Origin of the sequence: Wohlfahrtiimonas chitiniclastica, from assembly GCF_002252325.1 — a bacterium.
Classification (GTDB): Bacteria; Pseudomonadota; Gammaproteobacteria; order Cardiobacteriales; family Wohlfahrtiimonadaceae; genus Wohlfahrtiimonas; species Wohlfahrtiimonas chitiniclastica.
Window position 1 is genome coordinate 538,635 of record NZ_NEFL01000001.1, and the last position, 24,001, is coordinate 562,635.

General features: G+C 44.8%; 20 protein-coding genes. 7 read left to right on the forward strand and 13 right to left on the reverse strand.

Annotation, left to right across the window (positions count from 1 at the left end):
- Positions 1 to 93: 93 nt before the first annotated feature.
- From B9T10_RS02575 to B9T10_RS02585, 3 genes are all read left to right on the forward strand, one after another.
- On the forward strand, positions 94 to 882 hold the full coding sequence (locus B9T10_RS02575; RefSeq protein ID WP_094537722.1) for an alpha/beta fold hydrolase: 789 nt from the start codon (positions 94 to 96) through the stop codon (positions 880 to 882).
- Between the two features lie 72 nt (positions 883 to 954).
- Positions 955 to 1,548: a hypothetical protein gene (locus tag B9T10_RS02580; RefSeq protein ID WP_008314823.1), complete on the forward strand. Its 594-nt coding sequence runs from the start codon at positions 955 to 957 to the stop codon at positions 1,546 to 1,548.
- A gap of 16 nt (positions 1,549 to 1,564) precedes the next feature.
- Positions 1,565 to 3,721, forward strand: coding sequence for a DNA internalization-related competence protein ComEC/Rec2 (locus B9T10_RS02585; RefSeq protein WP_094537723.1), 2,157 nt, complete (start codon positions 1,565 to 1,567; stop codon positions 3,719 to 3,721).
- Here B9T10_RS02585 and argH read toward each other — a convergent pair.
- From argH to def, 6 genes are read right to left on the reverse strand one after another with little or no spacing between them, the layout of a single operon-like run.
- Positions 3,705 to 5,090 (reverse strand): argininosuccinate lyase, encoded by a 1,386-nt coding sequence (gene argH, locus B9T10_RS02590; RefSeq protein ID WP_063503554.1) that lies wholly within the window; start codon positions 5,088 to 5,090, stop codon positions 3,705 to 3,707. The genes B9T10_RS02585 and argH overlap by 17 nt on opposite strands.
- 16 nt (positions 5,091 to 5,106) lie before the next feature.
- The gene (locus tag B9T10_RS02595; protein ID WP_094493482.1) at positions 5,107 to 7,251 is read right to left on the reverse strand and encodes a sensor histidine kinase; all 2,145 of its coding nucleotides are present in this window, start codon (positions 7,249 to 7,251) and stop codon (positions 5,107 to 5,109) included.
- A complete protein-coding gene (locus B9T10_RS02600) occupies positions 7,245 to 7,805 on the reverse strand; it encodes a DUF4390 domain-containing protein (RefSeq protein ID WP_018122007.1) in 561 nt (186 codons plus the stop codon). Before B9T10_RS02600 ends, B9T10_RS02595 begins: the two co-directional genes overlap by 7 nt.
- Positions 7,798 to 9,327, reverse strand: coding sequence for a 16S rRNA (cytosine(967)-C(5))-methyltransferase RsmB (rsmB, locus tag B9T10_RS02605; RefSeq protein WP_094491229.1), 1,530 nt, complete (start codon positions 9,325 to 9,327; stop codon positions 7,798 to 7,800). Before rsmB ends, B9T10_RS02600 begins: the two co-directional genes overlap by 8 nt.
- Positions 9,328 to 10,269, reverse strand: coding sequence for a methionyl-tRNA formyltransferase (fmt, locus tag B9T10_RS02610; RefSeq protein ID WP_094537724.1), 942 nt, complete (start codon positions 10,267 to 10,269; stop codon positions 9,328 to 9,330).
- Positions 10,269 to 10,787 carry a peptide deformylase gene (gene def, locus B9T10_RS02615; RefSeq protein ID WP_008314837.1) on the reverse strand — a complete coding sequence of 173 codons (519 nt, stop codon included), beginning with the start codon at positions 10,785 to 10,787 and terminating at the stop codon, positions 10,269 to 10,271. Before def ends, fmt begins: the two co-directional genes overlap by 1 nt.
- A 159-nt stretch (positions 10,788 to 10,946) precedes the next feature.
- On the opposite strand from def, the gene B9T10_RS02620 reads away from it, so the two are divergent.
- Positions 10,947 to 12,044, forward strand: coding sequence for a LysM peptidoglycan-binding domain-containing protein (locus B9T10_RS02620; RefSeq protein WP_094537725.1), 1,098 nt, complete (start codon positions 10,947 to 10,949; stop codon positions 12,042 to 12,044).
- A gap of 110 nt (positions 12,045 to 12,154) precedes the next feature.
- Here B9T10_RS02620 and B9T10_RS02625 read toward each other — a convergent pair whose 3' ends face one another.
- From B9T10_RS02625 to B9T10_RS02635, 3 genes are read right to left on the reverse strand one after another with little or no spacing between them, the layout of a single operon-like run.
- A complete protein-coding gene (locus B9T10_RS02625) occupies positions 12,155 to 13,543 on the reverse strand; it encodes an NAD-dependent succinate-semialdehyde dehydrogenase (RefSeq protein ID WP_094537726.1) in 1,389 nt (462 codons plus the stop codon).
- A 15-nt stretch (positions 13,544 to 13,558) separates the two neighbouring features.
- The gene (gene gabT / locus B9T10_RS02630; protein ID WP_094493485.1) at positions 13,559 to 14,851 is read right to left on the reverse strand and encodes a 4-aminobutyrate--2-oxoglutarate transaminase; all 1,293 of its coding nucleotides are present in this window, start codon (positions 14,849 to 14,851) and stop codon (positions 13,559 to 13,561) included.
- 57 nt (positions 14,852 to 14,908) lie between these two features.
- A complete protein-coding gene (locus B9T10_RS02635; RefSeq protein ID WP_094537727.1) occupies positions 14,909 to 16,219 on the reverse strand; it encodes an aromatic amino acid transport family protein in 1,311 nt (436 codons plus the stop codon).
- Positions 16,220 to 16,495: 276 nt separating this feature from the next.
- Between B9T10_RS02635 and B9T10_RS02640 the strand changes: the two genes are divergently transcribed.
- On the forward strand, positions 16,496 to 17,968 hold the full coding sequence (locus tag B9T10_RS02640) for a PucR family transcriptional regulator (protein WP_094537728.1): 1,473 nt from the start codon (positions 16,496 to 16,498) through the stop codon (positions 17,966 to 17,968).
- Positions 17,969 to 18,030: 62 nt separating this feature from the next.
- Here the strand turns inward: B9T10_RS02640 and B9T10_RS02645 are convergent, their stop codons facing one another.
- Positions 18,031 to 18,681 (reverse strand): YiaD family glycine zipper/OmpA-like lipoprotein, encoded by a 651-nt coding sequence (locus B9T10_RS02645; RefSeq protein WP_008314848.1) that lies wholly within the window; start codon positions 18,679 to 18,681, stop codon positions 18,031 to 18,033.
- 30 nt (positions 18,682 to 18,711) lie between these two features.
- On the reverse strand, positions 18,712 to 18,969 hold the full coding sequence (locus B9T10_RS02650; RefSeq protein ID WP_008314849.1) for a YMGG-like glycine zipper-containing protein: 258 nt from the start codon (positions 18,967 to 18,969) through the stop codon (positions 18,712 to 18,714).
- Between the two features lie 183 nt (positions 18,970 to 19,152).
- Here B9T10_RS02650 and B9T10_RS02655 point away from each other — a divergent pair, with 183 nt between their 5' ends.
- Together B9T10_RS02655 and B9T10_RS02660 are read left to right on the forward strand one after the other, a co-directional pair.
- The gene (locus B9T10_RS02655; RefSeq protein ID WP_008314852.1) at positions 19,153 to 20,475 is read left to right on the forward strand and encodes a cytochrome ubiquinol oxidase subunit I; all 1,323 of its coding nucleotides are present in this window, start codon (positions 19,153 to 19,155) and stop codon (positions 20,473 to 20,475) included.
- A gap of 2 nt (positions 20,476 to 20,477) precedes the next feature.
- Positions 20,478 to 21,494 (forward strand): cytochrome d ubiquinol oxidase subunit II, encoded by a 1,017-nt coding sequence (locus B9T10_RS02660; protein ID WP_008314855.1) that lies wholly within the window; start codon positions 20,478 to 20,480, stop codon positions 21,492 to 21,494.
- Between the two features lie 44 nt (positions 21,495 to 21,538).
- Here B9T10_RS02660 and yddG read toward each other — a convergent pair whose 3' ends face one another.
- Both yddG and B9T10_RS02670 read right to left on the reverse strand, forming a co-directional pair.
- Positions 21,539 to 22,420, reverse strand: coding sequence for an aromatic amino acid DMT transporter YddG (gene yddG, locus B9T10_RS02665; protein WP_008314857.1), 882 nt, complete (start codon positions 22,418 to 22,420; stop codon positions 21,539 to 21,541).
- Between the two features lie 94 nt (positions 22,421 to 22,514).
- Positions 22,515 to 23,906, reverse strand: coding sequence for an NAD-dependent succinate-semialdehyde dehydrogenase (locus tag B9T10_RS02670; RefSeq protein WP_094488504.1), 1,392 nt, complete (start codon positions 23,904 to 23,906; stop codon positions 22,515 to 22,517).
- Between the last annotated feature and the right edge of the window lie 95 nt (positions 23,907 to 24,001).

The window sequence follows — 24,001 nt, forward strand, 5'->3', positions numbered from 1 at the left end:
TTTTCAATGCTCAAAGAACGGCTATCATAGGTCAATTGGCATTGTGATGTAAACCCATATATAATTTTCAAGTTCACAAAAAGAGAGTTGATTATGCCTTTACCATCTATGGATTCACCCTTTTTACTGCTCCATGGCATTTTAGGTGATGAGCGCACCTTTGAGCCTATACAAAATGCCTATCCTGATGGGTCTGTATTCACCCATACATTGTCTGGCGCCGGCATAGATGGCGCAAACATTGACGCTGCGCATTTCAATACCCGCATCCATAGTGATCAATTGATTGAACATTGCACGCAGAACTTTACGCAACCTGTCACCCTTGTGGCGTGGTCATACAGTTGTCATGTCGCCCTCCTTGCCGCCCTGAAAGCGCCGCATCTATTTAAAGCTCTCTATTTATATGATTGCATTGTGCCAAGTTATGGCTTAGAAGAGGATGCAGCTGCCCTTAAAGCTTTCAGCCGTGATCTACACAAAATGATGTCGCCAGTCATCAAAGCACTGCGCAGTCAAAATCCGACAGATGCTGTCGATGCCTTTGTGCAATCATGCAGTGCGCATCATCTCGGGCTACAGGATCAATCACCGCGCATTCAAGCCATTAAATTAGACAATGCTCATACCGTCTCGCGTTTATTGACGCAAGCAGAACCTGAACCGATTCATAAAACAACATTAAGTACATTCCCTGTACCAGTGCGCATCTGTTGGGGGGAAGATTCCCGAGTCATTTTTCGTTTAGCCTCAAAAGCCTTGATGGATCATCTCCCTAAAGCATGCCTCCTGACAGGCTCAGGTTCATTGCCAGAGTGCGACCATCTCATGCCCGAAGAACAGCCAGAGCGCTTTATACAATATATTTTGCAAGGGGCATAAAAAATTGCCAATAAATAGGTTAAAATATGACGGTACTAAGTTAAAGTATAATAGTCTAACAAAGGATAAAATATGGCTTATGATATCGGTAAATGTAATGAAATGATCAAAGCGAGCTTTCCAGACCGCCGCTTACACATCAGCATTGGTCGTTCAGTACGCTTTTATAGCTTGGTCTGTTTAGTGGCGTTGATGCTTGGCATCATCGGCGTGTTTATGTTCAGCGGTGCAATTGCCGTGCGCTTTGTGGCGCTCTCTGTTTTAGCGGTGGCGTTTTTAATCGTCTTTGCACTGTTTAACCTCAAAAAACTCAAATATCTTTATTCCATTAAAGATAAAAAAGTGGTGCCGGTGCTTGTGCCCATTCAAAACATCTATTCAGGCAAGAGTTTACGTGGCAGTGTGATGACAAAAGTCAGTTATCGTTGGCCTGTGGGCACCACGCAAGTGATCAATGCAGAATTCCCGGGTGAAACAGGTCCCCTCATCGTTAAAACCGATGACCCTGCCCGTCAATACGCATTGGCATTATGTGTGGATAAAAAAGACAAAGGTCCACTCAAACCTTATTTGATGGACAAACGCTTGTCCCGCTGTTTGCTCTCTAAACCAGAGCGCCTAGCGATTTTACGCACCATTCGCGCCATCAACAAGGCGGCGCAATAACTCAAGAGGCTTGAAGATGATTGCACTATCCTTAACCACCTTGTTCAGTTTAGTCGCCATCATCTTCTTTCCTTTAAGCTTCACAATACTGATCCTCTCTCTGCTTTGCCTCACCATTCTATTGGCCATCCTTGCGGTTTTTCTTGCCAAATATCGTTTGACTGTATGCCTCATCCTCATAGGTTTACTGCTTGCAAGCCTCCTTGCCATCCCCAAACTGCTTCATTATCAATCGGCCTTTTCTAGCCTCCCTCATCAAGACACTTATCAATTTCAAGTCACGGCATATTATCCTGAAAGCCATGCGTTAGAAGCACGCATTATTGAACCCGCTGCCTTTAAAAATCTCGCGTTTCGTTTATACAATGTACCAAAAGCGCAACCGATTGCACTCTCTGCCATTTACGAAGCACAATTGACGCTCAAACCCAATCGCGCCAAAGCATCCTTTCACACCCTGCCGCAGCGCTTACAACATTTGTCAAAAAACCGCATTGCCACTGCAAATTTAGCGAATCATGCACAACTGATAGAAATTCAGCCCAGTGATGCCATCACGACATTGCGTGCACACATTGCGGATGAACTCACGGCGCACCATTATCAAAATGGGGATTTAATGGCAGCGCTCACCGTTGGGATGACGCAAAAGATCCCACAAGCCACATGGTCACTCCTTCGGCAAACAGGTACCATTCATTTGGTCTCCATTTCAGGATTACACTTAACATTTGTGGCGCTGTGGTGTTTTGTGATGCTCAGAACACTTTTTGGCCTTTGCATGATTGCGCGTCCTGCCCCTTATCAAATCGCTGCGGTATTCAGCCTCATCATCGCTTTTGGCTATGCCTTATTAGCTGGCATGAGCTTACCGACAGAGCGTGCCCTCATTATGTTTGCGATCTTTATGCTCACACTTTTATGGCGCTACCCCATCTTTAACCTATCAAGCCTCGCGACTGCATTACTGATTGTCTTAATCCTCGCGCCATTTTCCGTATTGACAGTTGGGCTTTGGCTTTCGTTTACTGCCGTACTCATTTTAATGTTACTCAGCCGCTTTAAGTTGCCCTTTATTGTGATGTTATTGCTCACACAATTGATCATCAGTCTATTGGCCATGCCAATTGTGGCAAGCTTTTTCAATGAAGTTTCCCTCATCAGTCCACTGACCAATTTATTGGCCATCCCATGGACGACGCTGTTTATTTTACCGCCCTTATTGATGGGCGTTGTGCTGCTGCCCATCTTCCCAAGCATTGCCAACTTATTCTTACATTTAAGCGATTGGGGTCTAACCCATTTACTACAATTTTTAAAAGTGATGAATGACATTCCCTACAGCCACATCACCGTGCCACACATTCCGATGGTGTGGGCAATTATCCTCACCGTGTGTGCTTTAATGTTACTCACACGTCATGATTGGAAAATTAAAGGAATCGCAGGGCTGATCGCTGTGAGTTGCCTCTGTGGGATCAACTTCTCAAGCCATCACAATCGGCTCTATATTTTTCCTGTGGGTGAAGGCTTATCGGTCTTATTAGAGAGCGATGAACAAACGCTGCTTTATGATACGGGCCCTTATTTTAGAGGTTTTGAAGCCGCAAAAAGCACCATATTGCCCACCCTCAATTCTTTTGGCATTGAACACTTAGATGGCATCATTTTAAGCCTACGCAATCAGCAACACATTGGTGGCACAAAAACCATTCGCCGGCAATTTCCTGATGCGCCTGTCATTGCCCATCAAAGTTTAATGCCGCTCATGGCGGATGCCACAACCTGTCAGGATTATCATTATCATGGCAATCATCTCTCCATTATGCCCTTACCCGTTCACACAAGTTGCGCATTTGAGGTGACGCTCGATGATCAGCGCATTTGGTTATTGTCAAATATGACGCCGCGCGAATGGCAAGCCTTAACAAAACTGCCCGCGCCGGATATTTTATTGATGCCCAATAAAGGGCGATCCGGTCAATTGATCATTCCGAACACGTGGGATGCGACGCTCATTACTTCCACAAAAACAGTACACCCGAATCATTCACATTTCAATATCCACAATGCCTATGATGGCGCAATTATGATCAACATTAAAAAAGGCCGCCATCATGTCAAGACGGCAGCCTCACATCACTATTGGTGGATGACTAAATCACAGCCTTAGCGCGCTCAATGGCCGCTTTCACTTGATTTGGCGCGGTGCCGCCAAAGTGATTGCGTGCATTGACAGAGCCTTCAAGGGTTAAACACTCAAACACATCCGCATCGATTAAGTCAGAAAAACCGCGCAACTCATCTAAACTCATTTCAGAGAGATCACGCGCCGTGTCCACACCTAATTTCACAGCTTTACCCACCACTTCATGCGCATCTCTAAAGGGCATGCCTTTACGCACTAAGTAATCAGCTAAATCGGTGGCCGTTGAGAAACCCAATTTTGTGCGCAAATACATGTTCTCTTTTTTCGCGATGATGGCAGGCACCATATCCGCAAATGCACGCACAGAACCCAATACAGTATCTGCAATGTCAAAAATGGGCTCTTTATCCTCTTGATTGTCTTTGTTGTATGCCAATGGCTGACTTTTCATCAATGTGAGTAAACCCATCAAATGACCAAACACGCGACCTGATTTACCGCGCACCAATTCAGGCACATCCGGGTTTTTCTTTTGCGGCATGATTGATGAGCCGGTACAGAAGCGATCGGGTAAATCAATGAAATCAAACGCTGGCGTTGACCACAGCACCAATTCCTCAGAAAAACGCGATAAATGCATCATCATGATGCTTGCGCTACTTGCAAACTCAATGGCAAAGTCACGATCAGACACGGAGTCTAATGAGTTTTCTGTCGGTGCATCAAAGCCCAATAACTCAGCGGAAATGTGGCGATCAATCGGATACGTTGTGCCCGCTAATGCCGCAGCACCAAGCGGTGAATAGTTCATGCGTGCGCGGCAATCGGCAAAACGTGAACGGTCGCGCTTGATCATTTCAAACCACGCCATCAAATGATGACCAAAAGTGATCGGTTGCGCCACTTGTAAATGGGTAAAGCCCGGCATGATGGTGTCATATTCACGCGCCGCTAAATCTAAAATGCCCAACTGCAAGCGCTTTAACTCTGCATCGATTAAATCTAACGTGTTGCGAAGCCATAAGCGAATGTCCGTCGCCACCTGATCATTGCGCGAACGCCCTGTGTGCAAACGTTTGCCCGCAATGCCAATTTTGCCAGTCAATGCAGATTCAATGTTCATGTGCACATCTTCAAGGGCAACTGACCATTCAAATGTACCTGCTTCAATCGCGGCTTGCACTTCATTTAAGCCTTTGATGATCAAATCAAAATCTTCTTTTGATAAGATGTTTTGGCGATGCAACATCTCTGCATGGGCTTTTGAGCCGGCAATGTCTTCTTTATACATGCGTTGATCAAATTGTACCGATGCCGTAAATGCTTGCACAAATGCATCTGTGCTTTCTGAAAAACGACCGCCCCACTGTTGATTGACTTTTTGTTCAGACATCCTAAATCCTTTTTGACTATTTCACTATTTTCGGCAGCTGAATCACAACTTCAGCCCCCATCATTTTACCTTCTGAATAGATGGCGATCTTACCATGATGCTCTTCAATGATCTTTTTGACAATGGCAAGCCCCAATCCTGTTCCTTTTGATTTTGTGGTGACATATGGCTCAAAAATCTTCGCCATCTGATCCTGATCAAAACCAATGCCGGTATCTTTAATTTTCAGCACCACCCAATCATCATCACTCGTTAAGGAGACATCAATCTCCCCCGTTTGATCCGGGCAGGCTTCAATGGCATTTTTCACTAAGTTATGCAATAACTGACGCAAACGCAAGCTGTCGCCAAGAATATAAGCAGGCGCGTCCGTCAGCATCGTGCGAATCTCAAGCGCCGCCGGATAATCCTGATAAAGATACATCACCTCTTTGACGAGCTTTTTCAAATCAAGCTCCACCAACTGCTGCTGTGAGCTTTTCGCATACTGACTGAAATCATCCACCATGGTTTTGAGCGCTTTCACTTGTGCGATGATGGTTTCGGTGGATTTATCGATGATCTCTTTATCTTTATCCACCATTTTTTCAGAAAAACGCAGCTTCATGCGCTCAGCCGAGAGCTGAATGGGCGTCAATGGGTTTTTGATCTCATGGGCTAAACGGCGCGCCACTTCACTCCAAGCCGATTCACGTTCACCGCTGATGAGTTGGGTGATGTCATCAAACACCACAATTTTACCGCCTTTTAAACCAATTTGATCATTCTCTTCTGAGCCGCGCACCGATAAAATCTGCTGCGAACCATTGTGATAACGACTGATCTCCGTGCGCCACTCTTTTTCAGTGGTGTTTTTTAGATGTTCAAAGAGCGGCACAATGAAGCTTCTCAATGCTTCTGGCGCATCTTTTAACGATGCTAGGGTTAACTGGTCTAAATCCTCTTCCATCACCCCTAAAATGGTCAATGCCGCATTATTAAACACGCGCACTTTACCAAGCTCATCGATCACTAAAACACCGCTTGATAGCTTTTCTAACAGGGAGGCTAAATGAGCACGCTCAGCTTCTAATAAACCTTGGGACTTTTGCGCCACTTCATGGGCATGCTTGAGTTTTTGCGTCATTTCATTAAAAGATGACGTTAAAAAGCCAATTTCATCACGAGATTTGACTTTAATTTTGCGTTCTAAATCACCTTCTGCCACCGCTTTAGTGGCAATGGAGAGATCACGAATCGGATTGACCAAACGGCGAGAGGCAAAAAATGAACCCCCAAGCGCCAATAAAATCGACAACAACGCCACGAGCCCTAAAATCACCAATAGGTTCATTTTTAAGGGCGCCCTTAAGGATTTAAACTGTTTATAATATTCCACAGAGTTTTTTGTGGAGTTTGCCAGCTCTGTGTATTTATCCGGAATCTCATAAAAGGCTTGCAAAATATAGGGTAAATTTTCTGCAATTTTAGTCACCACGCGCACGCGCAATTGCGAGTCAGAGACTTGCTCTAGCACCACATATTCCATGCCTTGCGCCACACTCATGAGAATCACATCATTCGGGCGCTCTGGCATCACTTTATCAAAGTCACTGGAGGCAAAGGCCACCACATTGCCATGACCATCAAAGACGGAAAGCTCCATCGCGTTGATGTTTTCGCGCACATTTTCAATGTAAAAGCTCAAATCCGTAAAGGGCAATGTCATCAAGCGCTCACCTGTGGACTGCGTCAAATTTAAAGCATCCACACGGCGAATGTCTAACGAGGAGCGCGACAACGCCAAAGCATCCTCAAAGCCTTTGTCTAGCGAGGCATCGAACCAGCTGTCAATGCCCTTATACACCATCGTAATGGAGAAATAGAGCAAAATCGCCAAGGGCAACAACGAAATCCCAGAGAAAAACAGCATCATGCGCACATTTAAGCGCGAACCGATGTAACCTTTGCGATAAATGCGCACCAGTTTCACCAAATAATGCCCCACAAAGAAAATCAGGAGCAAAAAGCAGATGCCGCCGGCTGCCAATAACCAAATAAAGTTATCTGAGTACTTTGACACAGACTCTAACGATTGGCTCATCATCCCTAAGATGATCACCAACAACATCGATAAGATGAATAGAGGGATGATGCTCTCTTTTTTTGTTCTTCTTACCATTTAGCAAACTCCCAATACTTCCAACCTGTATCTAAATTCCAATCACTCGACAAATATGCCGGGATGCGTAGCGGCGTTGGCAACTCATCAATGTTGAGTTTTAAGCGCACGCCACCACGATAAATCTTGTCTGCCTTTCGATGGGCAATTTTAATGCGAAAATTTTTAGGCTCAGCAATGTATGCGAGCGCTAATGTTAATGTGGGGAAATTCTCATATTTTTTACTCTGCTCTGCATGCACCACATATTGCCGCGTTAATGCGTTATAGGCGATGACAAAGCTGTAATTTTTGGGCGGATTGTCCCCTTCTAACCAAACAAGCCCCACTTTTTCCTCCACCACAAAAGTGTAGGTAAACGTGAGGGGAATGCCATTTTCGAGCATCTGTATTTGGTCTTTACTCATTTCGATGGTGGCATCGATGGCGATTTTATAACTGTTCTCCTCGCGCCCGTTTTTCACGAACACCGAAGAAATCATAAACTCATTCGCAAAGCTCATGGATAACCATGAGCTTAACAATACGATCAACCATCCGATGCGTTTAGCCATCAATCTTTTCGATTAAACAGTAATAAAAGCCATCCATTTTTTCCGCTTGCTCAGAGAACACTGGCAAAATCTGATAGCCATACGCTTCACGCTCTGCAAAAGGTAAGGACAATTCACACTCTTTGGCATCCTTGTGGGCAGCAAAAAAGGCTTGCATCTGCCCTTCGTTCTCTTCTTTTAAAATCGAACATGTGGAATACAACAAACGACCACCCACTTTAAGCATTGACCAAGCATGATCTAATAAATCCGCTTGTGTTTGAGCAAGCACAGCAATGTCTGTCGGCTGACGTAAACGTTTAATGTCCGGATGACGGTGAATGATGCCCGTTGCTGAACATGGCACATCTAATAAGATGGCATCCACGGCTTCATCGGCTGTGAAGTTTTCAAAATGGTTCGCGGATAACACCACTTTATCTGCCAATTCATCTTGAAACACGCGCGTAACGTTTTCTTGCACACGTTTTAAACGGTTGCTCACGCTGTCAATGGCGTAAATTTTCGTCAATTCAGGATTACGTTCAAGCATTGCCACCGTTTTACCGCCGGGCGCTGCACAAGCATCGACAATCACATCATCATTTTGCGGATTGATCAATACCGCTGCAAGTTGCGCACTTGCATCTTGCACAGAGCTCATGCCTTCATCAAAATGTGGCAACACAGACACCGGCACCGCTTCTGTCAAGACAATCGCAGAATCAGAATGGGCATGCACTTGATGATCAACGCCAGCATCGTCTAACAATGCTGAATAAGCATCACGCGTCGATTGTAAAGGATTGACGCGAATGGTCATCGGTGGATGCTGCATGAATTGCTCTGCAATCGCACATGCTTTCTCAACGCCCCAATGGCTGATCAAACTTTCAGACAACCATTTTGGCAACGAGACTTTTGCAGTATTTTTCGGCAATGGTTGCAAACCTTCACGCAACACTTTACGCAAAATACCATTCGTTAAACCCACTGCCCACTCTTTATTCATCGCGCGGATCAATGCCACCCAGTTGTTCACAGCTGCGTATTCAGCAGTATTCATCTCTGTGATTTCATACATGGCTAACAATAACGCTAAGTAAACTTGGCGCTCTGTGGATTTAATGGGCTTTTGTAAATAGTGCGTCAATTGAAAACTCAACACATCAAAGTGACGCAATGCGCCGTACACCAAATGTTGTACAAAACGCTGATTGCTGTCATTGAGCTCACGCATTTCTGTGGCGAGCAATTCAGACAACGATTGCCCTTTTTCCACTTTGTGCAAAATATCAATGGCGCAATAACGCGGATCTTTAAGCAAATGGCTCATGGGGCTGTAATTTTTATCTGGCGTTGCAGATTGCGTGCGTGACTTATGAGTGCGCGATGGACGAGAAGGCTTTGATTGCCCTTTGCCATAATGCACACGCTTTTGTCCATCGCGAGAAAAATCACGACTCTTTTTAGGTTCAGCTTTTTTCTCTGATTTTGGCTTGTAGCTAACTTTTACGCCATTTAGAGTGGTATCGGTTGTCATTTAAATTAGTTCCTCTAAATGAAGTGACGTGCCTTTGATAAAGTCACGTGCAAGCATTGCTTTTTTGCCCGCAAGTTGTAGTTCAATGATTTCTAGTTGTGTGCTGCCCGTGTGAACAAACAAAGTGCCCTCACGCACTTCTAATGTCCCAGGTGCACGAGTGCTTGCATGATCTGTCAAGCGCGTTTGCCAAATTTTTAATAACTGACCTTGCCACGAAGTGTGGGCAGAAGGCACAGGATTAAAGGCACGCACTTTACGATCAATGATCTCAGAAGGCTCTGACCAAATGATTTTCGCCTCTTCTTTCGTCAATTTTTCTGCATAAGTCACGCCAGCCTCAGGTTGCGCCACCGGTTGAGCATTGCCTGCTAAAATCGTTGGCAATGTTTCAATGAGAAGATTTGCGCCCACACTTTTCAATGCATCGTGCAATTGACCCGCCGTCATGGTTTCTGTGATGGCAACTTTTGCCTCACGCCAAACGGCGCCAGTATCTAAGCCTTTATCCATCTGCATGATGGCAATGCCCGTTTCAGCATCGCCCGCTTCAATGCAGCGCTGAATGGGCGCAGCACCGCGCCATCTTGGCAATAAAGAGGCATGAATGTTGATGCAGCCCTTTTTAGGTGTCGACAACACAGCTTCTGGCAAAATCAAACCATACGCCACCACAATCATCACATCAGCATTGAGGGCGGCAAGTTCTGCTTGCGCCTCTTCTTGACGAAGGCTCAATGGCTGATACACAGTAATATTGTGGCTTTCTGCCAACTCTTTAACCGGGCTTTTTGCCAATTTTTTCCCACGACCTTTCGGGCGATCAGGCTGTGTATATGCCGCAACCACATTGTAACCTGCATCGATTAAAGCTTGCAGTGTACCGGTTGAAAATTCTGGCGTGCCCGCAAAGATCACTCTTGTTGCGTTCGGTGCTGTCATTATCGCTTTTTCTCCATATCTTTGAGATATTTTTCGAGTTTTTTCAAGGCGCGTTCACGTTTCAAGCGAGATAAGTAGTCAATGAATAAGATGCCATTTAAATGGTCTAATTCATGCTGCATGCAGCGGGCTAATAGATCTTCCGCTTCGCGCTCAAAGAAATCGCCGTGAATGTCTTGTGCGCGGATTTTAACGGCAAATGGACGCTCAATCGGGCCACTGTAAATGCTTGGCAAGGATAAACAGCCCTCTTCTGATTCTGCCACATCCTCAGATTCCCAAATGATCTCAGGATTGATGTAGATCATAGGATCGTTCTTTTCTTCTGTACAGTCGGTGACAAAAATGCGACGCAGATCATTGACCTGATTGGCCGCTAAGCCAATGCCATTATTCTCATACATGGTCTCTAACATTCCGTTAGCTAACTCATACAAATCCTTATCAAAAGTGGTAACAACGCTTGCGGTTTGACGCAGCGTCTCATGTGGCACATAAATTACATCAAGTTTAGACATTGATTAAAAACTACCCATTCATATCAAAAAATAAAAAAACCGCTGATTTGAAGCGCTCACCGCACGCCTTAAATTTGGTCAGGTGGCTTGCTAAACGCTCAAAAAATTCAGATAATCTTATCAAATTTTTGTTTGCATTAATATTAATAAGGATAATTTATGAATATAAAGCGCCTGCTCATTGCAACTGGCTTGTTGTGCGCATCCCTTTCCATGGCGGCAACGCTCAAACCTGATGCCCCACAACACTATGTGGTGCAGCCAGGAGATTCCTTATGGAGCATTGCGAAAAAGTACACAGATGACCCATGGGAATGGCGTCAATTGTGGAAAAACAATCCGCAAGTGAAGAACCCCAATCGCATCTATCCGGGTGATGAATTCAGCATCAACAATGGCAAGATTGTCTATAAGCGCAACTTCAAAGATGGCAGCGCGAAACAGCAAGGCGGACTTAAAACCGTTAAACTCTCCCCTGAAATGCGCGAAGTACCCATTGATTTAGGTTTACCGGTGATCTCTTATGACTACTTACGCGGTAAATTTGTGGACATGGAAATTGTCGAGGCTGCGAGCCTTAAATCTTTACCGTATGTGGTGGCGTTTGAAGACAACCGTTTAACGGGACATGTGAACCTTAAAGCCTTCATCAAAGGTGATTTGCAACCGGGTCAAACGTACAATGTGTATGAGCGCGGCATCACACATAAAGGCTTAAAGCTTGATGACATCAGCAAAGGCAAAAAGAAAAAAGATGTGGACATCGGTACGGAATTGATTAAAACTGGTGAAATCGTTGTGGAAAATGTTAAAGATGGCATTTCCACCGTTTACATCAAAAGTACAGTGAACCGTGGCATCACGCCGGGACAATATGTGGTGCCTAAACCTCAAACAAGCAACATTGGCAACTTATACTTTGAGCCTAAATCTGCCCCACAAAAAACTGAAGCCCAGGTGGTCAATACCCCAGGCATGCTCAAAAGCGTCGCTGCAGGTGGGAATGTGGTGTTAGACAAAGGATTAGATGCAGGTTTATCCCCAGGCGATTTACTTTTGGTGCAACAACCTGACATTTATAAAAATGATCCATTAGATCCCAGCAAGCGTTTACGCATTCCGGGGCAAGCCGCTGGCATGGTGATGGTGTATAAAGTGTTTGATCGCATGAGCTTAGCCATTGTGATTGAAGCGGCTAAACCCATTCAGCAAGACATGATGGCTGTCACACCTTATTCAGATTATAACAATCACTAATGTGATGATGCGTTAATGCTAGGAGCCTCAATCTCAATTGGGGCTTTTTTATGGCCATAAAAAAGATCCCACAACGTGGGATCAATCTAGGTACGACTCAATGAAACAAATTACAACTGACCAATCGAAAGGTATTTGGTTTCCAAATAAGGCTCGATGCCTTCAATGCCGCCTTCACGACCAAGCCCACTCTCTTTAAAACCACCAAATGGCACTTGAGCAGCACTTGGCAATCCATCATTCCAGCCTATAATCCCAAAATCGAGTTGATCTTGTAGATAAATGCCGCGCTTATAATTATCTGTGAAGAAATAAGCCGCCAAACCAAATGGCGTACCATTGGCAATGGCAATGGCATCTTCTAAGTTTTCATAAGCAATGATGGGAGCGATTGGGCCAAATGTCTCTTCTGACATGATGTTCATATCAAGCGTAACATTGCTCAGCACAGTGGGTTCCACAAAATACGTGCCCTTATCGTGATCAGCAAAGGTATTGCCGCCCGCTAAAACTGTGGCACCTTTAGCTTTGGCATCCTCAATTTGAAAGACCACTTTATCAAAGCCTTTTTGATTGATGAGCGGGCCAATGTCTGTGGCTTCATCCATCCCATTACCCATTTTAAGAGCGCGGGCAGCTTTAGCAAACTTCTCACTGAACTCTGCAAGCACGGATTGATGCACAATGAAACGGTTCGCACAAACGCATGTTTGCCCTGCATTTCTGAACTTAGACGCCATCGCTTGACCAATCACATAATCGATGTCCGCATCTTCACAGATGATGAACGGCGCATGTCCGCCTAACTCCATTGACATATGTTTAACCGTTGCCGCGCTCTCACTGATGAGGCGTTTACCCACTGGCGTTGAGCCTGTAAAGGTGATTTTGCGCACATATGGGCTTGCAGTAAATACAGGACCCACTTCATGACCATAACCGATCACGCATTGCAATACATCTTTTGGGATGCCTGCTTCGTGCGCTAATTCCACTAAGCGAATCATGGTCAATGGCGTATCTTCTGCAGGTTTGACGATAAACGTACAGCCGGCTGCCAATGCAGGCCCTGCTTTACGCGTCATCATCGCCGCCGGAAAGTTCCAAGGCGTGATTGCTGCCACTAAACCTAAACCTTGGCGTGTGACAATCAAGCGCTTATTCGTTGAGCTTGCCGGAATGGTGCGACCATAAATGCGTTTGGCCTCTTCTGCATACCACGTTAAGTAGCTCACAGCGTAGTCCACTTCACCGAGGGATTCTTTCAATGGTTTACCATTCTCTTCCGTCATGATTTTGGCAATCTCAGCTTTATTGGCCACAATGAGCGCTGCCCATTTGGTCAATAATGCCGATCGCTCATAGGCCGAAGTGTTGCGCCACGCCGTTAAGGCATCATGCCCTGCTTTGAGTTTTGTTTCAATCAGCTCCGTGCTGTCCATTGCCAATTGCGCCAATAGATCGCCCGTTGCGGGATTGTAAACCTTTAATTCATTCATTGAAATTCATCCTTCCTACTGTTTGCTCGCTTCTGCTAATGCATCTTTGAGAATCGCTAAACCCTTAGCCAATTCTTCATCAGTGATGGTCAAAGGTGACAAGAAGCGAATGACATTGCCGTGTAAGCCTGCTGATAATAACAATAATCCATTATCGTTCGCATATTTTGTGATGATGCTCGTGCGTTTTGAGTCCGCTAAACCTGTGGCAGGATCTGTTAACTCTGCCGCAACCATCGCACCTAAACGGCGAATGTCCCCAATGAATGAATAATCTTTTTGCATCTCAACCAAAAAGGCTTCAAGCTTCGCACCCAATGCTTCTGATTTGTCATTCAATGACTCTTCTTCCACAATGTCCATCACAGCAAGGGCAGCTGCACAGGCAATCGGGTTACCGGCAAATGTGCCGCCTAATTGACCCGCTGTCGGTTCATTGATGATTTCAGCGCGCCCAACCACAGCACTCAAAGGCATGCCTGCCGCTAAGGATTTAGACGTGGTCATTAAATCTGGCACAATGCCAAAGTGTTCCATCGCAAAGAGTTTACCGGTGCGGCAAAAACCGGCTTGAATTTCATCGGCCACAAACACAATGCCATGTTCTTGACAGAAGTTATACACGAACTCCACAAAGCGTTTCGGTGGAATGATGAAGCCACCTTCGCCTTGTACAGGTTCCATCACAACACATGCGATCATGCTTGGGCACACTGTGCCTTTAAAGAACTCTTTAAAACGTGCGATCACTTCATCGATGTACTCATCTTCCGTCATGCTGCTTGGGCGTTCGTAGACAAATGGGAACGGTGCTTGGAAAACATCAGAGTTAAATGGACCAAAACCTTCTTTATAAGGCTTCACCTTACTCGTCATGCCCATCGTTAAGTTTGTGCGACCGTGGAATGCGCGATTAAAGACCACAACGCCGCTTCTGCCTGTGTATTTACGAGAAATTTTCACCGCATTTTCAACCGCTTCCGCGCCTGAGTTTAATAACAATGCTTTTTTCTTGTGATCCCCTGCGGTGATTTCACACAAACGGCGGCACACTTCCACATAACCTTCATACATGATGACGTTAAAACCAGGATGCGTAAAGTGTTCCACTTGTGCTTTGATCGCCTCGATCACTTTAGGATGGCTGTGACCGACGTTCATCACGCCAATGGCGCCTGCAAAGTCAATGAACTCTTTGCCATCTTTCGTGATGATGGTTGAATTTTTAGCACTTTTCGCCACATTTAAGTTACCAGTGCTGACACCGCGAGCCACATATTCTTCGCGCAATTCAGGTAAAGTACTCATTTGAAACTCCTTAAAATTTAAATCAATTCAATAAAATGGTTGTCGTGTCGATCGTTATTATTTTGGGATGAACACATTAAGGCTCACGAGCATCTCTTCTACTGGGGTTGGCAATAGATTGATGTTATAGAGCAAATCACTGACGGCGTAGAGCGCCGCAAAAACATAAAGGGTCACGATGATCGTTTGCACAGGCACGCTTGTGATCAAACGATTGCACTGCCAATCGGGCTGAATGTCTCCATTTTTACGAGCATTTTTCAACATAATGATGGGTAAAATGGCTAAAATCACACCGCCCACTGCACCAGCAAATTCAAGCGCACGACCAAATGAGACCATTTCACGATATGCCAAAATAAAGGGTGGCACACAGATCACAGCAAGCACAGTTAAACGACGAAGCTTATGCGTTTCTGAGCCCAATTTAAATTGATCAAAAATGTTGGTAAAGTAGCTGCCTGCCAAACCCCAATAGGAGGTGAGCATCGCACACAGTGCAAAGAAGTTGGCAATCAGCGCCGCCCATGCCCCTAAATATTTACCCCAAGTGATGGTGGCAATTTCATCCACGCCTTCAATGCCAGCTAATGAAATCACAGACAATGCCACGGTTGTCAATAAGATGAATGTGCACGCCATGCCGATCATGATGGCTTTTGGCAACTCCTTCGGCTTATGGGCAAGGCCGCGGGCAATCTCTGGCACAATGTATTGCGCAGAATAGCTGAACACCACTAAATAGATGATGGGGATCATGTAAGACCAGCGCCCTTCCATCAAATGCTCAATTTTTGTATTCACATTAAAAATGGTGGAAAAAGAGAGCACTAAAATGAGTGCCACCATCGTAATGCTGATGTATTTCTCGCCTTTACCAATGGCTTTGAGCCCTGCATATAAAATGCCAACCGCCGGAATGGCAAACAAAATGCTGCCGAGCTGATTCGGAATGCCAAACAACACATTCATTAATCGGCCACTGCCCGCCATATAAGCAATCAATGCGCCCGTTGTATTGGCAAAAATTGAGATAAAAATGAGCCATGAACCCACTTTACCCACATATTTACGTGCAAGTCCACTCAACTGATGATGCGCTTTGGTGCGAAGCGAAGATTCTGCCACATAAAGCATCGTGATCGTGGTGATGATGCCAATGATGATGAGCCACAAAAAGAGTGGTAAAAAGCCTGAATTGCGCGATGCATAAGGGATGGCCAATACACCTGCGCCAATGTTCGTGCCCACAATCATGGCCACGCCTTCTAGCAATGTTAATTTTTTGGTGACTAATGTCTCCATCTCCTGTCCTTCAACGCTGTCTGCGCTGATCTCTCGGCTTGAAGGCTTTGCTAATCCTTCCATACTCACAGTCCTCATATTTTCTCCTCGTTCCCCTGTAACTTTGATGAGCTTCTTGATTATTATTTGCCATTTGTAGCTGTTCTGAAGTCTCACAATACATTTATGAATAAAAAATTTTACATATTTTCAAATCACTATAGCCATTCCATCCTTTCAAAACTCAGTTCTCATCACTGATTCGATAGTATTGTGTTCTTCATTTCATAACAATTAGATAAAAATAATGAAATGTATGATAAATTCATACGATCGTATGATCAACTTTAAAGGCGTAACATGCAACTCACCATTCGTGATTTAATCGACAAACCAGAGCTTAAGATCGTATTAATGGGCGGTCACAAGGGCACACATCGTAAAATTGTTTGGGCGCACACCTCAGAATTAGAAAACCCCAGCGAATGGGTTTTGCCCAACCACTTAATCATGACCACCGGTCTTGGCATCCCCAAAAATGGTTTAAAACAAAAAGACTACATCATGCGATTGATCAACGCGAACTTAGCCGGCTTAATGATTTCCACTGAAATGAGCGCGCCTAAAGACCTCAAAATGCTGATTGAAGTGGCGGATCAATATGATTTCCCTGTGCTATTCATTGATTATCACGTGCCCTTTATTGAGATCGCCAAAATCATCATTGAGGCCAATAAAGACAAAAAAGAGGTGATCAACAATCAGTTGGTCAAATTATTATATGAGCACTCCAAAGAATTGATTCGTGAGCACAATGTGCAAGAACTCACCGCACGCGTCACTGCCCTTTTAAACATGCCCATTGATTTGGTCAATAGCATCAATCCGAAAGAGACATTGTTCAGCTTTGAGCCATTGAGTGAAACGCGCTTAAAGCTTTTATCCACCCTTGATCTGCACAGCGATGTGCCACAAAAGATTTACCAAAAAACTGCCCCCACGCTGAATATCATCCCATTAAAATCCCATGGCATTAGCCTTGTGATTGAGGACAGCAATATCAGCAGCGAATTATTGCAAAGCTTAACCCTGCTCTTTAGCTTATACATCGAGATGCGTAAAGAGAACTCCTATCAGCGCAGTTTGCTCTCGAGCGAGTTTTTAGACGACATTTTAAATGAGCGCATCGGTGATGCGTATATTGAGAAAAAGCTGCCAAATTACAATGTGAGCATTGATAATTGCATTGCCATCATTGCTAAACCGAAGCCTGACATTAATTATCAAAAAGTCTTTTTTAAATTTGCCATCCGCGGTTTGTGCCTCTTTCAAAAGCAGCGCGTATTTTTACTGACAGAAGCGCACAATGTTGAAAAGCTCGCCAATCTTTTTGAGCACATGGGCATCAGTGATCCCATTAAATCCATCCATCGCATCAATGATGCCTTTGCAGAAGCAAAGCTTGCATATAAAAACACGACAGATGCACTGCCTGTGCAGCATTATGCCAAGCAAAATTACAGTCGTTATACATTGCCCAGAAATTTACAAGATGCTGAGCGCATTTTTGAACTCAATTTAGGGGCGCTGTATCAACAAGATCTGCAGAAAAATACGCGCTATGTACACACGTTAAAGATCTTTTTAGAAAATGATCGCGCTTGGGAGAAAACCGCTAAGCAGCTGCACATTCATAAACAAACCCTAGTGTATCGCATGCAAAAGATTCAGGAGATTACAACGCGCGCCATCAATTCAACGGCAGATATTGTCGAGCTCTGGATTGCCATTAAAGCTGGCGAGATTTTAGGCTACATTGAAGAGAGTCATTAAAGCACACATATAAAAACGGCGCCCACTCAACATCAGCGCCGTTTGCTTTTTTTAATTTTTAACTATTGTAAAGGATACAACGTGATCTCTACACGGCGATTTTGAGCGCGCCCTTCTGGCGTTGCATTTGAGGCAATCGGATCACTAGGTCCTGCCCCATATGTGGTTAAACGTGCTGCACTGATGCCTTGCAATACCAACGCATTGGCAACACTTTGTGCACGCTCATTTGATAAACGCTGATTGATGGCCATTGTGCCGGTAGAATCCGTATAACCCACAATGCGTGCGCCCGTTTTGTTGTACTCTTTTAGCACAGCTGCCACGCTTTTTAGGGTTTGTACGCCAAAGGGTTTAAGGACAGAACTGCTGGTGTCAAACGTTAAACTGTTCGGCATATTCAATACAATGCGATCCGGATAACGCGTGACGCTCACGCCTGTCCCTTCTAAGCTTTGGCGCAATTTCGCTTCCTGCTGATCTAAATAATAACCAATGCCTCCGCCCACAGCAGCGCCGCCTGCGGCACCAATTAAAGCGCCGCGTCCTGGTTTACCTTTATCTGATAAAGCTCCAATGCCTGCCCCCACAATTGCACCGATGGCGGCACCTACGCCACTGTCGGCTGCTTGCTCTTGTCCTGTGTAAGGATTTGTTGTACACCCTGCGAGCACCAATGCAGACATCGAAAGTGCCATCACAATTTTTTTCATAGTTCTTCCATTCTAATGATGATGAATCAATTAATAAGTGCGTTGTGTTGCCACAGCACCTGTCGTCGCCCCTGCCGCTGCCCCAATGCCTGCGCCAATCGCTGCATTGCGACCACGATGTTTTTTGCTCGACAATGCGCCAACGCCAGCACCCACCGCCGTCCCAATCAACGCACCTGACACCACATTTTCACGGGTGCCACGATCACGATAAGGATCATTCGATGCACACGCAGCCACAAGGCTCATCACCCCTAAAGAAATTAACACTTTTTTGATATGGTTCATGATTCTGTCTCCTTGATCAATTTTACATTTTTTATGGATAAGCCCTTAAACAATCTACACAATTTTTACAAAATTGTTCGAAAACACGACAAAATAAAAGTTTTTTTATAGAAAGCCTCCCCCTATTCTATAAAAATATCCTATAATGTTGGCCCTCCCCCACTGTAAATTAAAGGTTCAAAAATGGAACTAGATCCAACCGTACTGGCACGGATACAATTTGCCATTAATATTACATTTCACATCATCTTCCCAAGCATTAACATCGCGTTGGCATGGATGCTTTTATTTTTTAAACTACGTTATCAGAAAACGCAAGATCAGTCTTGGTTAAATGCGTATAACTTCTGGGTTAAAATCTTTGCGTTGAGCTTCGCCATTGGTGTGGTGACAGGCGTGACCATGAGCTTCCAATTTGGTACAAACTGGCCGGGCTTTATGGAAACCGTGGGTAATATTGCAGGGCCGTTATTGGGCTATGAAGTATTGACTGCGTTCTTCTTAGAGGCCACATTCTTAGGTGTGATGCTCTTTGGTCAAAACCGCGTCTCTGATCGCACACACAACATCGCGACGGTTTTAGTGGCGGTGGGTACATCGTTCTCAGCTTTCTGGATCATTGCATTGAACTCTTGGATGCAAACCCCAGCCGGTTATGAAATGATCGATGGCGTTGCCCATGTCACAAGCTGGTGGGAAGTGATCTTCAACCCAAGCTTCTTGACTCGCTTAGCGCACATGTTATTGGCCTCTGGCTTAACAGCAGCCTTCATCGTTGCGGGTATCTCTGCATACCGTATGCTTAAAGGCGACCGCGCTGCGGGCACTCGTCACGCGATGCATTTAGGTGTGGTTGTGGCTGCCATTTTGATCCCTGTACAAATCTTCGTGGGTGACATGTCTGGTTTATTGGTGTTAAAACATCAACCGGATAAATTAGCCGCCATCGAAGCCATCTGGGAAACAGAAGCACCCGCTGCATTAAACCTCATTGCATTCCCTGATGAAGCGACCCGTTCAAATAAATTTGACCTTGCGGTGCCTCATTTAGGCAGCTTGATTTTAACCCATACATGGGATGGCGAAATCCGTGGTTTAAACACATTCGCAGAACATCCACCTGTGGCAAAAGTCTTCTGGAGCTTTAGAATCATGGTGGGCATTGGCTTCTTAATGCTCTTTGCTTCATGGATTGCAGCTTTCCAATTGTGGCGCAAAAAAGAAGTGTCTAACTGGATGTTAAAAGGCCTAGTGGCCATGACATTCTCAGGCTGGATCGCTGTCATTGCCGGTTGGTATGTGACAGAAATTGGTCGTCAACCTTGGTTAGTGTATGGCGTGCTTAAAACAGCAGATGCCGCAGCACCTCACGGCATGACAGTGATGATCTCTTCATTGTTAATGTACGGCTTACTTTATGCCTTCATCTTAGTGAGCTACTTATCTGTATTGTTTTATATGACACACAAAGCAATCAAAAATAACACTGCGAAACAAGGAGCATAATCATGGTCATGGATGCAGCAACAATTCTACCCGTCATATTTGCCTTTTTAATGGCAGCGGCGGTCTTCTTTTACATCATTTTCGATGGTTATGACTTAGGCGTGGGCTTACTGTTCCCATTTGTGAAAAATCGTGCGGATCGCGATTCTATGGTGGCAACGATTGACCCATTTTGGGATGCGAACGAAACTTGGATCGTCCTTGGGATTGGCGTCATCTTCATTGCTTTCCCTAAAGCTTATGGCGACATTTTAGTGACCCTTTACATTCCGACCGTGTTGATGCTTGGTGGCTTAATTTTACGCGGTGCAGCATTTGACTTCCGTAATACAGCCAAAGAACATCACAGAGGTTTATGGGATGCATTGTTCTCCATCGGTTCATACGTTGCGACCTTGTCACAAGGTGTGATGGTGGGTTTATATGCCACAGGTTTAGACACCTCTTTAGGTGGTTGGGCATTCGCCATTTTAGTGGGCATTTCTGTTTGCTTTGGTTATGCATTGTTAGGCTCTGCATGGTTGATCTTTAAATCTAAAGATCACATCCGTCAAATGGCGATTAAAACTGTCAGAAACAGCATTTTCTTAGCCTTCTTAGCGATCGTATTGATCTCTGCGGCAACGCCACTTGTGAGCACAACTGTGTACAATAAATGGTTCACATTCCCGAACATCATTTATTTAGCACCTGTGCCATTGGCCTGTGTGATTTTAGCCTTCATCATCTTCCGTATGTTGCCTAAAATCGCTGTGGACAATACCTTCCAATATGACTGGGTGCCTTACTTATGTGCGGTATTGATTGTATTGTGTGCCTTCATTGGTTTCTCATACAGCATCTTCCCTGACATCATCTTAGGTAAATTGACCATCTGGGAAGCAAGTGCAGCCCCTGCGTCATTAGAATTCACCTTATGGGGTGTTGCGATTGTATTGCCAATGATCCTTGCATATACATTCTATGTACATCGCATCTTTAAAGGTAAAATTGAGCATGATCATCACGTCGGTTACTAATTAACTGATCCTGATGAATAAAATCCCGCCTCGTGCGGGATTTTTTATGCATGGCGTGTGGACCATAAACAGATGATCGACCCTAAACACACCAACACAACACCCATCCAGAAGGAAAAAGACAACGGCGCACTTAATAAAATCGCCGCCAACACAGCAGACAAAACTGGCACAAAGTAAGATGCGGTGGCCAGTAGTGTCACATTGCCATGTAAAATGCCCACATTCCATGCGGCATAACCAAATCCCATCGCTGCCCCTGCCATCAATAAATAACCTGCACCCATCCAACTGAACGCTATGCTTGATTGCCCCGTCAATCCATATTGCAACCATAAGGTGATCGCCACTAATAAGAAAAAGAGCGTAATGCCATTTTGTCCTTTTGCAAGCCTTGCCGTCACAATGCAATAGGCTGCCCAAATTACAGCACCCACAAAGGCTAAACCATAACTTAAGGGATTATCACTGATGTTATCTAACATCATCGATACACTGATGCCAGCTTCACCCCCTAAAATCCACACAATGCCCGCACACGACACAATGAATCCCGGAATGATCCAAAGATTACTTTTTTGATGATTGAATAAAATCGCCGCCACAATGGTAAAGGTTGGCCACAGATAATTGACCATGCCCACTTCAATGGCTTGCTCTGCCGTATTTGCATAACCAATGGCGAGCGAAAAACAGACTTCATACGCCACAAATAAGAGGCTGCCCCAAATGAGATACGTTTTACTAAAGGCTTTGATGCTTGGGCGTGCGAGCGTGATGAGCAAAAAAACAGTCGCCACTGAATATGTTAACGCCGCACCGCCCACTGCCCCAAAATGCACCGCCACTTGGCGAAGCAATCCCACATTCGCACTCCACAGCACAATCGCGCTGAGCCCAACCCATGTTGCTGTTTGTCGATTCATAAATCCTCCTCTTGGCATCAATATAAGCCACAAAGCCAGAAGACACAAAAAAGCCTCCCGAAGGAGGCTCTCTATCATCTCAAAAACTTAATGCTTAGAACGGTGCATCAATGTCCACGATGTCCACTAATTTTTGGTTCACGAACTCTTTTAAGCCTAAATCGATCAATTCACGACCAAAGCCTGAGCGACGTACACCGCCAAATGGTAAGTCTGCTTTCACCATGGTTGGGTGATTCACAAACACCATACCTGTTGAGATTTGATGTGCCACTTTACGACCACGTTCATTGTCAGATGTAAAGACAGAACCACCTAAACCGAAAGGTGAGTCGTTGGCAATGCGAATGGCATCGGCTTCATCTTTCGCTTTAAAGATCATGGACACAGGGCCAAAGAACTCTTGATAGTACGCAGGGTTATCTGGCGTCACATTTGTTAAAATGGTGGGTTGAACAAAGCATCCTTGAGCTGGAACTTTTTCGCCCACTTCAATGGCTGTTGCGCCGTGTTTAACAGCTTCTTCGATCTGTTTTAACAAACCATCTTTCGCGCGTTGTGAAGACAATGGTGCCAATTGTGTGGCAGGATCCATCGGATCACCCGCTTTCAATGCCGCCACGCCTGCTGTATATTTTTCTAAATATTCATCATACACTTTAGCATCCACAATCATGCGTTTAGAAGATACACACACTTGACCACCATTCCAATGACGGCCAAACACGCCCCATTTGGCAGTTTTTTCAATGTCCGCATCATCTAATACCACAAATGCATCCGCACCGCCTAATTCCATGATGGATTTTTTAAGGTGTTTACCCGCAACTTGTGCAACGGCAGAACCTGCAAATTCAGAACCTGTCAATGCAACGCCACACACGCGTGGATCTTGTAAAATGGTTTCCACATGATGATGCTCAGCAAATAAGTTGATGAACACGCCTTCAGGTAAGCCCACTTCTAACATCATTTTTTCAAACGCCGCAGCACATTGTGGTACGTTTGAAGCATGTTTTAAAATCAATGTGTTACCCGCTGACAATTGTGGTGCCAAAATACGCGCCACTTGATAATACGGGAAGTTCCAAGGTTCGATGGCAAGCAATACGCCTAAAGGCTCGTACACTAAAGAGGCTTCGCCTTCCGCAGGATCCATCACAGGAAGTTTACGCGGTTGTAATTGTTCTTCTGCGTGTTTTACGTAGTATTCTAAAATTTGTGCAGACAATTCCACTTCTGCTTTAGACTCAGCAAACACTTTACCCATTTCTAAAGTGATGAGTTTGGCATGTTCATCGATGTTGTCACGCAAATGTTTAGCCGCTTTGCCTAAAATGCTCACACGTTCTGCAACGGGTAAGTTTTTCCAGCTTTGGAATGCTGCATCCGCTTTGTCGATGGCAGAAACAATCTCTGCTTCTGTCGCGCTTGGGAATTCTTTAACGAGCTCATTGGTGTAAGGATTAACTGTTGCGAATGCCATGATTGACTCCTATCAATAGAAAAGATACTTGACTATACTTCTTCGCCGAATGATTTAAAAAGTTAATCTTTAAATCAGGTCGAGAAGTAAATTAA